Raw genomic sequence first — 14,992 nt, forward strand, 5'->3', positions numbered from 1 at the left:
CGCCAGTGGGTCATCGGTCCGGGCGGCTGTCCGGACGGGCCGCGTTTCGGCCGGGCGGGCGGCTCAGCAGGTGGCGGGGGTCCGCGGCTCGTGTGATGGCCGTTTCGACGGCTGCGACGCGGTCGGCGAGCAGGCCGAGTGCTGCCACCGCCCGGCCGAAGGAGTCGTCCCCCGAGCCGCCGAGGGCCTGGGCGCGGACGTAGGCCGATGTGATGTCGGTCCAGCGAGCCGCCTGTTCCCCGGTGAGCGTGCCCCGCAGGTCCGCCAGCTTGAGCAGGTTGCTCTCGGCCCCGGTGGTGAGGGTCTGGGCCTCGCCGGTGTAGTGGTCGTCGATCACGGCCGCCAGCTCTTCGTCGTTCATGACGGAGGAGACGCGTGCCGTGATCTTGTTCATGTTGCGGTATGAACCCTGGAGCCGGAAGGGCGGTTCGGTGCGGGTGGAGTCGGACTGGGCGGCGGAAGCGATGTACGCCTCATTGACGGCCAGGACCGTCTCGCGCGCGGTGAGCAGGTGGCGCAGTACCGCGAGGAGGCGGTCGAGTTCGGTCGGCGGGTACGGGTGGGTGAGCCGGTCGCGGCGAGCGGTCGGGTCCCCGGCGGCGAGACGTACCAGCAGCTCCAGGTCGGCGCGCTCCCGAGCGGCGAGTGGAGCGAGGGTCGGGTGGGAGGTGAGGGCGTTCTCGACGAAGCTGAGCGCGAAGACGTCCTCCTTGCCGGTCAGTACGTCGCCGAGATTCCACACGTCGGCGCGGTTGGCGAGCATGTCGGGGATCTGGAAGCGCTGCCCGGACTCGGTGTAGGGGTTGCCCGCCATGCAGACCGCGAAGCGCTTGCCCCGCAGGTCGTGGCCGTTCAGAGTGCGGGTCGCGTCGCACAGCGGGATGAACTTCTGGAGCAGTTCCGGTGAGGTGTGCTGGATGTCGTCGAGGTACAGCAGGATGTTGTTGCCTGCTGCCAGTGCGAAGTTGACCTTCTCGATCTCTTTACGGGCGGTGGCGTCGGGTGCCTCCGCCGGGTCGAGTGAGGTGACGCTGTGGCCGAGGGCCGGCCCGTCGACCTTCACCAGAAGCAGTCCGAGGCGGTCGGCGACGTACTCCATGAGGGTCGTCTTGCCGTAGCCGGGCGGCGAGACGAGCAGCAGCAGTCCGCTGTTGTCGGTGCGCTTGCCGTCGCCGGCGGCTCCGAGCTGCTTGGCGAGGTTGTCGCCGACGAGGGGCAGGTACACCTCGTCGACGAGGCGGTTGCGTACGAAGGAGGACATGACGCGCGGCCGGTACTCGTCCAGGTGCAGCCGGGCCCGTTCGGCGGCGACGAGGGCGGTTCTGCGCTGCTGGTACGCGCGGAAGCCGGGCACCGCGTTCCGGGCGAAGTCACTGGTTCGGGACAGGAATTCGTCGAGGCGCAGGGAGAGGGCACGGCGGCGGTCGATTCTCGGATGCGCGCCCAGCAGGCCCTCCACCGTGGCGGTCAGCGCACCTTCCACGTCGTGGCGCGCGAGGTCCGGGCAGACCTCGATGGCCACGGCTTCGGCGAGGTCGCCGGCGCCGGCGTCCTCGCCGCAGGAGGTGGCGTACGAGACGAGCCAGCCCTCCACCAGCCGCCGCGCACCGCTCGTGTCCCCTTCGGCGAGCCGGTCGCGCACGTCCTCGGCGTACGGCGACGAGCCCACCGCGCGGCGGAACTTGTCGAGCAGTGTGCGGGCCTGCGGGCTTGTCGCGAAGGACTCGCCGGTCGCCAGCTCCTCGACGAGGTACTCGGCCGCGAGGGGGGAGAGTGCTCCCGCGTCGGCGAGGTCGGTACGCAGCGCGTCGAGCGCAGGGACCGTGCCGAAGGTCTCCCGTGCGCGGACAAGGGACGCCGCCTGGCGCGTCCATGCTGTGCGTGCCTGGGGCGTCGCCCCGTGGGCCCAGAACAGCTGGGCCGCGGCGCGGTCGGCTGCGGGGTAGCGCAGGAGCCCGGCCTGCCCGTGGAGCTCCAGCAGGACGGAGAGGATCGCCGCCGCGTCGTGGTCGTGGACGCCGCGCTCGTACCCCTCGTCGTACGACGCCTCGGCGGCTTCCCGGACCGGCCCCGCCGGCCCGGCCGCGGCCAGGTCCTCGGCGCCGTGCTCGGCCAGCACTCGCGCCGCCAGGTACTCCGCCCGGTACACGTCCGCGTTCTCGGACGGCAGGAGCTGGTCCCAGTAGGCGCGGGTGTCCGCGAACCGGGGGTCTGTGACCGGGCGCCGGTAGTCCGTACCGGTCAGCGCGAAGGCCATGCCGCCGTCCGTGTGCGGGACGAGCGTGAGCTCAGGGGGCTGGGTGTTGACGGCGAACCGGTGCGCGCCCAGGCGGATGGTGTCGCCGCCGTCCGCGTACAGCTCGGTACGGTCGCGCAGTGCGCGGCCGGCCTCCTGGCGGCCGGCCTTCAGCCGCCCCTCCAGCTCCTCCGCCCGCACCTGGTCTCCGAGCTCGCGCAGCTCGTCGGCGGTGCGGCGGACCTTGACCACCATGGGGTCCGAGGCGAAGTACGTATTGACCGCGTCAACGCCGTCCAGGGTCGACGCCCGGCGGGCGATCGTCTCCAGGACGCGGCCCGCCGACGCGGCGAGACGCTCCCCGCGCCGGGCGCGGGCGTCCTGGAGCGTCTGCTTGCGGCCCGAGAAGACGTCGTGGACTTCGGCGCGCTTGTCGGCGATCTCGGCGAGAAATCCGTCGTGGTCGGCGAATCGTGACTCCAGGGTGTCCAGTTGGAGCAGCAGCCGGGCGAGTTGCGTCTCGCAGGTCTCGGGGGTGTCCGCCGCTGACAGTGCCCCGGTGACCGACTGGGCGAGCAGGGCGAACTCGGCCGTGAACGCCGCCCGCCCCTCCTGGTCGAGGAGTTCACGGCGCCGGGCCGTGAGGGTGGCACGGGCGCGGTTCAGGCCGCCCAGTACCTCGGCGATCCGCTCCAGGATGCTGGTGCGTACAGTCGCGTCACCGATGTCCAGCCCGGCGACCACCTCGGTGAGGGTCTGGAGACCGAAGACCTGCCCGTCCAGCCGTTCGGTGACGGGAGCGGCCCCGGCAGCTGTGGTGACGGCCCGGGCGTCGGCGCAGAGCCGCTCCACTTCCGCGTGGTGGTGGGCGAAGGCGTCGTCGCGGTGGAGGAAGCCGACCGCCCGCTGCGCGGTGGAGACGATGTGGGCCTCGGCGTCCCCGGCCAGCGCCTCGATGGCCTGCGCGTCCGCGTACCGCATCTCCTTCAGGGTGACCAGGCGGCCCTGGGCCCGGCGCAGTTCGGTGATGCGCTCGACCCACTCCTCGGCAATGGCGGGGGCCTCGCCGCGGCTGCGACGGATCACTCGCTGAAGGTGCTCCGCCGACTCTGCGAGTGCGTCGGCCGCGTGCCGGGTCAGGGACTGTACGGACTCGAACTCCTCCAGCACCTGCTCGGCCGTGGCCCGCACCTCGTCCAGCGGGGTGCGCAGGTCCCCGGCGTCGGCGTCGCCCAGCCAGTGGAACCGGTCGGCGGCTCGCGTGGAGGCGGCGACCAGTGCCTCGTACAGCTCGCTGGTGGCGGTGGTCTCGGCGGCCTGCCGGGCGATGGCGAGGCAGTCGGAGACGCCATGGACGAGGTCGGCGTTGCCGATGCGTGCGAGGGGTCCCTCGGCCACCGGCGCCGGGTGGGTGTCGGACACGTACGGTGTCCGCCACACCTGGACGGGGTGCGTCCGCGCCGGCTCGCCGGATTCGGCGCGCAGCACGGTGAGGCCGCCGTCGTCGAAGAGGGCGTAGCCGTGACAGGACAGCGGGGCCGCGACCTCCTTGCGGATGAGGTTGTAGGAGAGCAGGAGGGTGCGGCCCCGCGCCCGGGCGTGGAAGGTGAACAGCACGTCCTCGCCGTTGGGCGAGCGCACGGCGCGCTCGAACGCGAGGCCGGAGGTGTCCGCCGTGTCGAAGGTCTTCACCGCCCCCGACGCGAGGCAGTAGCCGCCGGGGAAGACGATGCCCTGGTCGCCGGGCAGCCGGCGGCAGGACTGTCCGATGCCGTCCAGCCGAACCACGGACTTCGTGAGCGTGTTGAAGACCAGGTGCCGCCAGGTCTCTTCCTTGTAGGGCCGGACGCGCAGCAGGACCAGGGCGCCGACGACCGCGTACGCCACCTCGGCGTCGGCGAGGGACTGCAGGGGTTCGTCGACGGGCTCGCTGTGGATGCCCTCGCCGGTCTCCGTGTCGTCTTCGGTTTTCACGGTGAGGGTGCCGCCGGCTGTCGCGACGAAGAGGGCGCCGTCGGCGATGGCGATGTGCGGGTGGCGCCCCAGGACGTGATCGTCGCGACTCGTCCCGACCCAGGGGAAGTCGTGGGACGCGGGGAGGACGTCATCACGCTCCCCACGGGCGTCCAGGAACCGCACCTCGCCCGACGGTGAGAGGGACCAGCGCAGGACGCGGATGTCGTCCGCCTGCTCGCCGGTCCGGAACACCGCGAGCAGTTTGTCCTCGACATGGCGCAGCCGCAGGAGGCGTGCTCCCTGGAAGTAGCGGTGCAGGGCTTCGAATTCCCGCACGAAGGCGGGGTCGTCGAGCAGGCCGGGCACTGCCTCGGCCGGGAGACGGTTCAGGTCTCGGTCGTAGAGGGCGAAGACGTCGGCGGGCGGGGCCTCGTACCCGACGAGCACGGTGTCGCCGACGGCGACGATGTCGCGGGGGACGACGTTGCGCTCCGTACGGATGTGCTCGCTGCCGAGGAGAGACAGCTCGGTGGAGCCGAACGCCGCGATGCGGGCGGTGTTGAGCGCGTCGGCGCGCCGGGCCAGCTCGCCGGCGTGAGCGCCGAGGCGGTCGCGCAGCACTTCGTATGTACCGGCGTCCAGGCCGCTTGCTGTCCCGGTCCCTGTCACTGTCCTGCCCCTCGTGTCGGTGGATCGATTCCGGAGCTGCCGCCCCCCGCGCGGCAGCTCCGGAAGCCTTGGAAGAGGGCGGTCAGCCCTTGACGGCGCCGTTCAGCCCGGCGGGGTCCTTCAGACCGGCGAGTTCGGCCACCGGCATGTCGGCCAGGCCCAGCTGGCGTGCCTTGCCGATGAGTTCGTCCAGCTGTCCTGAGCCGGCCGGCATGAGCTTCATCAGCAGGGCGGACACGGTCAGGTTCTGCACGTCGGCGGTGGAGACGGAGCCCAGCACCTTCGTCAGGTCCTCGGTGAACGACTCGGAGCCGTCCAGCCAGGGACCGGCCAGCGTCTGAGCGGTCTCGGAGTGCTGGAAGAAGCCGTCGACGCTCTTGCCGAGCGACATCGCGCCGACGATCCGGTCGAAGAAGGCGGACTCGCCGCCGACGATGTTGATGTCGGCACTCTCCAGGCCGGCGGCGAGCACCATGGCCTGCGCCTCGGCGACCTGGCGCTGTACGTCGATCCCCGCGAGCCGGATGTCCTTCTCGGCCTCCAGGCGCAGCCGGAACTCCTCGTGCGTGCGCGAGGCCTCGTCCAGCGCGGCCATCGCGGCGGCCTTCTCGGTGAGACCGGCCGCCTCGGCCTTGAGCTTCTCGCCGATGGCGGTCGCCTCGGCCATGGCCTTCTCGCGGGTGCCGATCGCCTCGGCGCGCAGCCGTGCCTCGGTCGCCCCGGCCTCGGCGCGCCCCGCCTTCTCGATGGCGTCCGCCTCCTTCTCCCGTACCTGGACGGCCGCCAGACCCTCGGCCGCGGCCTGGGCCTGGATGCCCTCGGCCAGGCGCACCTTGGCGCGGGCGTCCATGTCGGCGGCCTTATTGCGGGCTTCGGCCAGCGTCAGCTCCTCCGCGGCCCGGTGGACCGCGGCCTGCTCGGCGGCCTCGGCAGCCTTGATGTCCTTGACCAGTAGTTCCTGGGCCTCCGCCTCGGCTGCGATCACAACCGTCTGGCGCTTGCGCTCCGCCTCCTCAAGGGCGCGGAGCTTCTTGATCGACTCTTCCTGTTCCGCGACCGTGCGGTCCACCGCGACCCGCTCGCGAATGACCTCGGCGATCTCGCGGCGTTCGGCCTCGACCTCCTTCTCGGCGGAGATCCGGCTGAGTTCTGTCTCCCGGTCCCGGGCGATCACTTCGAGCAGGCGGTCCTTCTCGATGCGCTCGTTCTCGATGGCGATGACGCGCTCACGGTTCTTCTGCGCGACGGCGACCTCGCGGGCCTGGTTCTCGCGCTGGATCCCGAGCTGCTCCTCGGTTCTCAGGAAGGCGCTCTGCGCTCGCAGCCGCTCCTCCTCGACGACACGGGCGGTCTCCGCCTCCTCCCGGGCCCGTACGGTCTCGATCTCCCGCCTCTGCTTGGTCTCCGCGTCGGTCTGGCGGCGCTCCAGCTCCAGGATCGCCTCGCGGGCATCGACGTTCTGCCGGGTGATCTCCTTCTCCTCCGTGCGCTGGAACTCGTTCGTGCGGACGTGCTCGATGGAGGTCAGTTCGGTGATCTTCCGGATGCCCTGGGCGTCCAGGACGTTGGCGGGGTCGAGCTGGGTGAGCGGGGTCTGCTCCAGGTAGTCGATGGCCGCGTCCTCCAGGCTGTAGCCGTTGAGGTCGATGCCGATGATCTCGATGACTCGGAAGCGCAGCTCCTCGCGCTTGGTGTAGAGATCGGTGAAGTCCAGTTGCTTGCCGACCGTCTTGAGCGCCTCGGAGAACTTGGCGTTGAACAGTTCCTGGAGCGTGTCCTTGTCGCTCGCCCGGGCCGTGCCGATCGCCTGGGCGACCTTGATGACGTCCTCGACCGTCTTGTTGACCCGTACGAAGAACGAGATGCGGATGTCGGCGCGGATGTTGTCTCGGCAGATCAGGCCGTCCCGCCCGGTGCGGGAGATCTCGATGGTCTTCACGGAGATGTCCATGACCTCGGCCTTGTGCAGGACCGGGAGGACGACCTGTCCGGTGAAGGTGACGTCGACCTTCCGCATCTTCGACACGATCAGCGCCTTGCCCTGCTCCACCTTGCGGAACAACCGGCTGATCACGAACAGCATGGCGACGGTGACGAGCAGGACAACGGCGACAAGTACGCCGATGCCCACGGTGACGGCATCCATGAGGAACCCCAGGAGTGGTGAGAGAAGGAGAAAGGGTGTGGAGCGGCGCGGTCAGCCGCGCGGGTCGAGGACCTGCCGGCCTGGGTCGTTCTGGCGGACTTGAACGAGGGCTGTGGAGCCGTCCCGAGCGGCGACCTCCGCCCGGCCGAAGTCCGCGTCCACCCGCCCCGTGCGAATAGTGCAGGTCAGACCGACGGAGTCCTGCCGGGACGGCCCGGGTTCGTCGGGCAAGAGCTTCGCCAGCGGGCGTACGAGTACCTGGGTCAGGCGCCCGGCGGCGACGACGGAGGCGAAGAGCAGGACAGCCTTGGGCAGGTGAAATAGTGCGCCGGACATGCCCGTATGTGTCAGCAGGACGGAACCGGCAAGGGCCAAGGACCACGAAAGCGCGACGAGCAGCGATACGGACACGGAAACCGGCACCCCGCCGAGACGCAGAGCGTCGGTGTCCACATCGGCGTCGAAACTGTCGTGGCCGACGGTGCCGAGCATCACCAGCAGCCAGAAGGCTATGACGACCACGAGAGCCGCGGTGAACAACGCCGTGGGGAAGGTGACCGCGGCAGTCACAAACGCGCTCATGGTTCGCCCCCCCCTGGTACGTCGACCGGCCCGCGCCGAGCGAATTGCTTGCTTTCCTGATCCCGGCGTAATGCGCGGCCGGCTGCCTCGGCCGCCTCATGCTGGCAGGGCGGGCCGTCCGCCCGCATTGCCGTCCTCCGGCAATCTTGACGACTCCCTGATGCCGGTGACCGGCCCCGCGTTCGCCGGCCCGAGCCGGAGGCGGGAACCAGACCCCGCAGGCAACGTGCGGGCAAGGCGGCGGGACGGCCCGGCCGGGCACCGCAGGCGAAGCCGCTGCGCCGTCCCACGCACCACCCCCCTCCGCCTCAGCGGTCGGCGGTGCACTGCCCAGGCTGCGTCGGCGGATCGCCCGCTTCGGGGGCTGGAACGTCCGCGCGCTCGCGGTGGCCTTGCGGATGCACGGCACCGCCATGTCCCCGCCGCGGCGCGCGTGCGCAGGCCGACCGCCGGACTTTCCCTCTGACTCAATGGTCACGCAACGTAGCGTCGCACTACCTGAACCGCTCGGCGGTTTAGGTGATTACGCCCGGCATGAGGGAGTTATCGGGAGATAGATGCCCTGCGAACGCACTCGACTGACCGAATAACGGAGCGATTACGTTCAGTGCCCATCTGAAATTAACTGTGCGTTATGTGATCTGCATCACTAAAGATGAAGTAAAAGGCGTGGTAGAACTGCGCAACTCCGCATGTGGTTCTCCCCTGGACCGCGGAGTGCCGGCACGCACCGGCAGCACCACCAGGGTGTCAAGGTCCGAGTCCGCGGACCCCAGCTCCCGGGTCGCCGATCGGACAACGGCGTTCGCTCAAAGACCGCACATCAACCGGCGCAGCCTCCCGCGCGTCGGCCCCTGCGCCATCGAGGTAGCCAAACGTGTCACTCGACTCCATCACCAAGTCCGTCGATGAAGCCGTCAGCGGATTCTTCGAGCCCATAGCCACCTGGCTCGGAGAAGTCGTCTTCTACTCCGTCCCCGTCGGCGGGACGGAGGTGCCCCTCATCGTCACCTGGCTCGTTGTCGCCGGTCTGGTCTTCACCGGCTGGTTCGGGTTCGTACAGGTGCGCAAGTTCCGCCTCGCCATCGACGTCGTGCGCGGCAAGTACGACGAGAAGGGGTCGGCCGGCGAGGTCAACCACTTCCAGGCGCTGACCGCCGCCGTCTCCGGCACCGTGGGCCTGGGCAACATCGCCGGTGTCGCGGTGGCTGTCACGATCGGTGGCGCCGGCGCCACCTTCTGGATGATCCTGTGCGGCCTGCTCGGCATGGCCACCAAGTTCGTCGAGGTCACCCTCGGTGTGAAGTACCGCGAGGTGCACGCCGACGGCACGGTCTCCGGCGGCCCGATGCACTACCTGCCCAAGGGTCTGGCCGACCGCTTCGGCAAGAAGGGCAAGACCCTCGGCAAGGTCCTCGGTGTCCTCGCCTCCTTCATGATCCTGTTCTTCGGCCTCTTCGGCGGCAACCTCTTCCAGGTCAACCAGTCGTACGCGCAGCTGGTCTCCGTCACCGGCGGAGAGGGCGGCCTGATCGGCTCCTCCGCCGGCGCACTGTTCTTCGGTATCCTCGTCGCCGCCCTCGTCGGCATCGTGCTGCTCGGCGGCATCCGCTCGATCGCCAGCGTCACCAGCAAGCTCGTGCCCGCCATGGCCGGCATCTACATCGCCGCCTGCCTGGTCGTCATCCTGGTCAACGTCACCGCTGTTCCGGACGCGATCGGCGAGATCATCAACAGGGCCTTCAACCCCGAGGGTGTCGTCGGTGGTGTCCTCGGCGCGCTGATCGTCGGCTTCAAGCGGGCCGCCTTCTCCAACGAAGCGGGTCTCGGCTCCGCGCCGATCGCCCACTCCGCGGTCAAGACCAAGCACCCCGCCAGCGAGGGCCTGGTCGCCCTGCTCGAGCCGTTCATCGACACTGTCGTCATCTGCACGATGACCGCGCTGACCATCGTCATCGCCAACCCGGACAGCTACGTCCAGGCGCGCAAGGACGGGAATCCCGTCGGCGTCACGATCACTTCCGACGCCTTCGGTACCGTGATGCCCTGGTTCCCGTACATCCTCACCCTCGCGGTGATGCTGTTCGCCATCTCCACGGTGCTGACCTGGGGCTACTACGGCCTCAAGGCATGGACGCACCTCTTCGGCCGCAGCAAGGCCAGCGAGCTGACGTACAAGGTCCTCTACACGCTGTTCGCGATCGCCGGTTCGCTGCTGACGCTGCAGACCCTCATCGACATGGCCGACGCCGTGCTGTTCATGCTCGCCGTCATCAACATCATCGGCCTCTACCTCCTGGCCCCGGTCGTCAAGCGCGAACTGAACTCCTTCCTGGAGTACGTGCGCGCCCGCAACGCCGGCGAGACGGTCGAGGGTGACGAAGACCAGGAGTCGGTGAAGACCACCGTCTGACCGCAACGCGGCACCGACCCCTGAGCGGGTCCGTACACACCTCCTCGCGCCTTGGTGTGTACGGACCCGCTCGTTGTGCGTTTCAGCAGGTGAAACGGTATCTGGCGTGATCGGCGGAGGGCAGCTAGGGTGGACGGAACGCGTCTACGGTCCGCTCCAGGCGGCCGCATCCGACGCGCGGTGTGCCGGGAAGTCTGGTCGGCGTCCTAGGGGCCGTATGCCCACTTGTCGACGCCCCGGAGGTTTTTCTCATGGCTGCCGCCCCGCGCGAGCGCTCCCCCTTCCTCGGTCTGCTGCCGCTGCCCGAGCGCACGGCTGTCACCCAGGCTCTGAGGACGGAAACGGTCGGCGGGCTGGTGCTGCTGGCCGCCGCCGTGGTGGCGCTGGTGTGGGCGAACACCCCATGGAGCGAGGCGTACGAGCAGATACGCGACTTCCACTTCGGCATACCGGCCCTCGGCCTGGACCTCTCCGTGCAGCACTGGACCGCCGACGGACTGCTCACCATCTTCTTCCTCGTCGCCGGCATCGAGCTGAAACGCGAATTCGTGGTCGGCGAACTGCGCACGCCCGCCACAGCCGCCCTGCCCGTCGTCGCGGCGCTGTGCGGCATGGTGGTGCCGGCCGCCCTGTACGCGGCCACGGTGGCGGCAGGCGGGGGCAGCCTCAACGGCTGGGCGGTGCCCATGGCCACCGACATCGCCTTCGCACTCGCCGTCCTGGCGGTCCTCAGCACCCACCTGCCCTCCGCGCTGCGGGCCTTTCTGCTCACCCTTGCCGTCGTCGACGACCTGGGTGCGATCCTCATCATCGCGATCTTCTTCACCAGCGACCTGAACTTCATGGCTCTGGGCGGCTCCCTGGCCGGTCTGGTCGTCTTCTACCTCCTGCAGCGCTACCGCGTCCGGGGCTGGTGGTGGTACGTCCCGCTCGGCGTCGCCACCTGGGCCCTGATGTACAACGGCGGCGTCCACGCGACCGTCGCCGGCGTCGCCATGGGCCTGATCCTGCGCACCACCCGCGACAAGGGCGAGACCTCCACGCCCGCCGAGCGCACCTCCCACCTGCTGCACCCCGTATCGGCTGGTGTCGCGGTACCGCTGTTCGCTCTCTTCGCCGCGGGCGTCGGTGTCTCCGCAGCGTCGCTCTCGGAGGTCTTCACCCAGCCGGAGCCGCTGGGGGTGGTGCTCGGACTGGTCGTCGGCAAGACCCTGGGCATCTTCGCGGGCACCTACCTTGCCGCCCGCTACACCCGAGCCCGGCTGAACCCGGACCTGGCGTGGGCCGACGTCTTCGCCCTCGCCGTACTGGCCGGGATCGGATTCACCGTCGCCCTGCTGATCGGCGAACTCGCCTTCCCCGACCCGACCGCGGCCGAGCACATCAAAGCCGCAGTCCTCATCGGATCGCTGATCGCGGCGGTCTTGGCCGCACTGCTGATCAAGCGCCGCAACGGGATCTACCGCCGCCTGTACGAGGAAGAGAACCGGGACGACGACCACGACGGCATCCCCGACATCTACCAGCGGACCACTACCGGCGAGAACTGACGAACTCGTTGACGGTGCTGCGACCAGCACGGTCGCTTGTCCACGGACGGCAGTGGCCACCCGAGCGGCGTGAGGACGGCCTCGCGCCGCCAGGCAGTGAAGCACCAGGTTCCCGGTGCGGCGGCGGCGATCTCAGTGGCGGGCCGCGGGGATGCCAGAGCCGTAGCGCGGAGAGTTCACGATCCAGTCGTGCCAGGCGCGGACGAACTGTGCGAGTCCGTCGACGTAACGGCTCACGGTGTCCTGGCTATGCTCCAAGCACGCTTGTTGCGCGTAGCCGATGAAATCGGCGACAGCGGTGTCGTGCATGCGGGCCGTACGGTCGACGGCTCCCTTCCCCCCACCTACGCCGCCGCTACGCGACCCAGCCGGCCACACCACCGAGATGACCGCCGGATACGAAAAGCAGGAGCCCGGAGGCGAACGCGCTCTCGGTTGGACGGGCTCCGCCGGGGGCCGGCCAGGGTCATAGTGTGTGCGGGCAAAGGCGTCGTCGGCACGGTGGACGACGTCGGGCTCCGGGGGTGCCGGCCACATCGGCGCGCTGGGAAGCCGGACCGTGACGAGTCGAAGCAGCCGTGCCACCGCCCGGCGACGCACATCGGAGCGGCCATCAGGAGCGGCCGCCGCACGACGAACACAGCGCTCGCCATGCCGAGGATCGCCAGGCTGAGAAGCACGATCCTGCGCGTGCGGTGGGACGGTGTTGACAGGGATATGTTGTGGATCAGGGCCCATTGGAGAGGGAGGGCCGTTGCCATGGCGTATGCGCTTTCCGATACGCCCGCGATACACGGACCCCCGGGCAGCCAGGATCTGGAGCAAGCCGACAGTGCGATGGGCACATCCGGGGTGAGCCCTGAGGTCACGTCGCTGAAGGGTGGGCGCCCGGCCGCCGATCTGCCGGGCGCCCGTGTCCGGCGGGGTAAGCCGGTTCAGGACCTGTTGGCGCCTGCCGTCGCCGGTGTGCCGGCCAGGATCGTCGGTTCCAGCTCTTCGTAACGGCGGTGCTGATCGGCTGCGCCGCGGTCGCGGACGACCGTGGCGAGCCAGCCGGCCAGGAAGCCGAGCGGGACGGAGACGATGCCGCTCGTCGTGAACGGGAACCAGTTGAAGTCGTGGTCCGGGAAGATGGACTGCGGTGAACCCGACACCAGTTTGCTGCCGATCGTCAGGGTGATGCTGGCTGCGGTGCCCACGATGAGGGTGGCGAGCAGGCCGGCGCGGGTGTAGCGGCGCCAGAAGAGGCTGTAGACGAGCGCGGGAGCGATCGCGGACGCGCCGACACAGAAGGACAGGGTCAGCAGCGCCTGCAGGTTCAGGTGCCGGGCGGCGGCCGCGAACGTGATCGCGGCGAGTCCGACTCCCGCTGCGGCCGTACGGGCGATGGCCATCTCCGTGGAGTCGTTCAGAGCCGCCTTGCGCCGCAAGCCGTGCGCGATGAGGTCGTGCGCCAGGGTGTTGGCGCAGGCGAGGGTGATGCCGGCGACCGAGGCGAGCAGGGTGAGGAAGACCGCCGTGGCCACCGCCGTGAACAGCAGTGTCTCGACGGTGCTCGGGTCCGTACCACTGAGCGCCTGGCTGACCATCAGGAACGCCGTTTGGCCCTGCGGGTCACCGGCGACCAGACCGTCATGCCCGACGATCGCGGCCGCGCCGAAGCCGATCACCGCGAGCAGCAGGCAGGTGACGACGACGGTTGAAACGGCCCAGGACAGCGAGCGCCGCACGGCGGTCGCGCTGCGCGAGCTGAACATGCGCATGGTGATGTGCGGCAGCACCGCCGCGCCCAGCACGACCGTGAGCTGTGTGCCGATCATGTCGAAGTCGTCGCCCGCGAATTGCAGGCCGGAGGCGAGGTACGCGTCCCCGGCCCCGCTTCCCTTCTTGGCGGCGTCGAGCAGCGCGGGCAGACTGAAATCGAACCGCTTGAGGACGAGCACCGCGATGGCGGTGGCCGCGCCGAGCAGGACGAGGGTCTTGACGATCTGGATGAACGCGGTGCCCTTCATCCCTCCGATCGCCGCGTAGGTGATCATCAGCAGACCGAGGAACACGATCGCTCCGGTCTTGAACCCGTCGGAGTGGAAGCCGAGTACGACGGAGAGCAGGTCACCCGCGCCGGCGAGCTGGAAGATCACCAGCGGCAGCAGCGCGGCAAGGGTGACCAGGGATGCGGTGATCCGTACGAGGGACCCGGGGGCACGGTGGGTGAAGACATCACCCATCGTGAACCGGCTGGCGTTGCTCAGAGGTTCGGCGAGCAAGAACATCATCAGGACCAGCGACAGCACGGTGCTGAGGGTGAGCGTGATGCCGTCGAAGCCGAGGAGCGCGATGATGCCGATGGTGCCGAGTACGGTGCCGGCCGAGATGTAGTCACCGGCGATGGCGAGGCCGCTTTGTATGGGCGACAACGAGCGGTAGCCGGTGTAGAACTCGCCGAGGTCGTCGCGATCGGGTCCGGTCGTCACGCAGACCAGCAGTGTGACCGTGATGACCGTAATGAACGCGATCAGCGACATTGTCTGCGCCCCGGAGCTGAATTCAGTCATGACCGGGCACCTCCCACAGGTCCGCCCGGCCACTGCCATTGGTCTTGTCCGACGGGGTACGCGGGAACATCCGCGCGGGGGCCGCGGCGGGCCCGGGGGCTGCGGGAGTGTTGTGCCGCTCGAAGAGTCTGCTCTTGGATGGACGCGGAAAGCGGGTCGATGCGGTCGCGCGCGATGCGCTCGTACAGGGCGATCGCCGCTAGCGCCACTGGTAGTTGGCACAGCCCGAGTACGAGGCCGACGTTGAGCCCGCCGGTGATCTCGCTGGTCATCAGACCGGGCGCGAACGCCGAGAAGATGAGAAAGAGGATGAAGTACGCGAGTGCGGTGAACGTCGAGACCCGACGCAGCCTGCGGTATCCGGAGCGAAGCTCGTCGAGGTCCCGGTGAGGACTGTGCGGGTATGGCTGCTCGCGATGATCCTCACGCTGCGGCGGCGCGTCCCAGGTTTGCGCGGCCCCGTCCCCCCAGGCGTTGCGGAAGGGGGGTGGGTCCGGGAAGGGACGTTGGTACGACATCGGCTTGCTCCTTACCGCCGCGGGGAGGCGGTGTGTGGTGCTGGGTGGTGCGCGCATGTTACTCATGGGTAGAGCCCTGAGGTATGACGCATCCCACGGACTGGATGGCGGGGTCGATACAGATCAGGGGCGGGGCGAGGAGCGAACCGGAGACAAACGGGCTCATGACGACGTCTGGTGCGAAGCCCCCGTCCAGACCGGGGGACGCTGGGTCCTGGAGCCAACGGAAGTGGGTCCGGGCGCGTTGGATCAGGCAGCGACTGCGATGACGATGCCGGCCGGGGCGATGACCACCGCGACCGGGCCGCGCCGCTCGGTCTGCGGCGGAGCGGCGGCCGGCGCGCGAACCAACCGCGGCGGCAGTACA

Annotated in this window: 7 protein-coding genes; 2 read left to right on the forward strand and 5 right to left on the reverse strand. The window is 69.5% G+C overall.

Going from position 1 to position 14,992, the window contains the following annotated elements; translation table 11 throughout:
• Positions 1–10: 10 nt before the first annotated feature.
• The 3 genes from AC07FK_RS23375 to AC07FK_RS23385 form a co-directional block, all read right to left on the reverse strand.
• Positions 11–4,861 carry a DNA repair ATPase gene (locus tag AC07FK_RS23375; RefSeq protein WP_479106859.1) on the reverse strand — a complete coding sequence of 1,617 codons (4,851 nt, stop codon included), beginning with the start codon at positions 4,859–4,861 and terminating at the stop codon, positions 11–13.
• An 82-nt stretch (positions 4,862–4,943) separates the two neighbouring features.
• Positions 4,944–7,007, reverse strand: a complete 2,064-nt coding sequence (locus tag AC07FK_RS23380; protein ID WP_479106860.1) for a flotillin family protein — start codon at positions 7,005–7,007, stop codon at positions 4,944–4,946.
• Between the two features lie 51 nt (positions 7,008–7,058).
• Complete coding sequence (locus AC07FK_RS23385) at positions 7,059–7,589, reverse strand: hypothetical protein (protein WP_479106861.1); 531 nt, start codon at positions 7,587–7,589, stop codon at positions 7,059–7,061.
• A gap of 877 nt (positions 7,590–8,466) precedes the next feature.
• Here AC07FK_RS23385 and AC07FK_RS23390 point away from each other — a divergent pair.
• Both AC07FK_RS23390 and nhaA read left to right on the forward strand, forming a co-directional pair.
• Entirely contained in the window at positions 8,467–10,002 is a 1,536-nt protein-coding gene (locus tag AC07FK_RS23390; protein WP_479106862.1) for an alanine/glycine:cation symporter family protein, read from the forward strand.
• Positions 10,003–10,253: 251 nt separating this feature from the next.
• Positions 10,254–11,552 carry a Na+/H+ antiporter NhaA gene (gene nhaA, locus AC07FK_RS23395; protein ID WP_479106863.1) on the forward strand — a complete coding sequence of 433 codons (1,299 nt, stop codon included), beginning with the start codon at positions 10,254–10,256 and terminating at the stop codon, positions 11,550–11,552.
• A gap of 935 nt (positions 11,553–12,487) precedes the next feature.
• Here nhaA and AC07FK_RS23400 read toward each other — a convergent pair.
• Entirely contained in the window at positions 12,488–14,107 is a 1,620-nt protein-coding gene (locus AC07FK_RS23400; protein WP_479106864.1) for a sodium/solute symporter, read from the reverse strand.
• On the reverse strand, positions 14,104–14,625 hold the full coding sequence (locus AC07FK_RS23405) for a DUF485 domain-containing protein (protein WP_479106865.1): 522 nt from the start codon (positions 14,623–14,625) through the stop codon (positions 14,104–14,106). The genes AC07FK_RS23400 and AC07FK_RS23405 overlap by 4 nt, the downstream gene beginning before the upstream one ends.
• Between the last annotated feature and the right edge of the window lie 367 nt (positions 14,626–14,992).

The organism is Streptomyces sp. NPDC046122 (assembly GCF_056429965.1).

Coding starts and splice junctions, on each gene's coding strand:
- AC07FK_RS23380 (WP_479106860.1), bottom strand. CDS start 7,007: ATGGATGCCGTCACCGTGGGCATCGGCGTACTTGTCGCCGTTGTCCTG.
- AC07FK_RS23385 (WP_479106861.1), bottom strand. CDS start 7,589: ATGAGCGCGTTTGTGACTGCCGCGGTCACCTTCCCCACGGCGTTGTTC.
- nhaA (WP_479106863.1), top strand. CDS start 10,254: ATGGCTGCCGCCCCGCGCGAGCGCTCCCCCTTCCTCGGTCTGCTGCCG.
- AC07FK_RS23400 (WP_479106864.1), bottom strand. CDS start 14,107: ATGACTGAATTCAGCTCCGGGGCGCAGACAATGTCGCTGATCGCGTTC.
- AC07FK_RS23405 (WP_479106865.1), bottom strand. CDS start 14,625: ATGTCGTACCAACGTCCCTTCCCGGACCCACCCCCCTTCCGCAACGCC.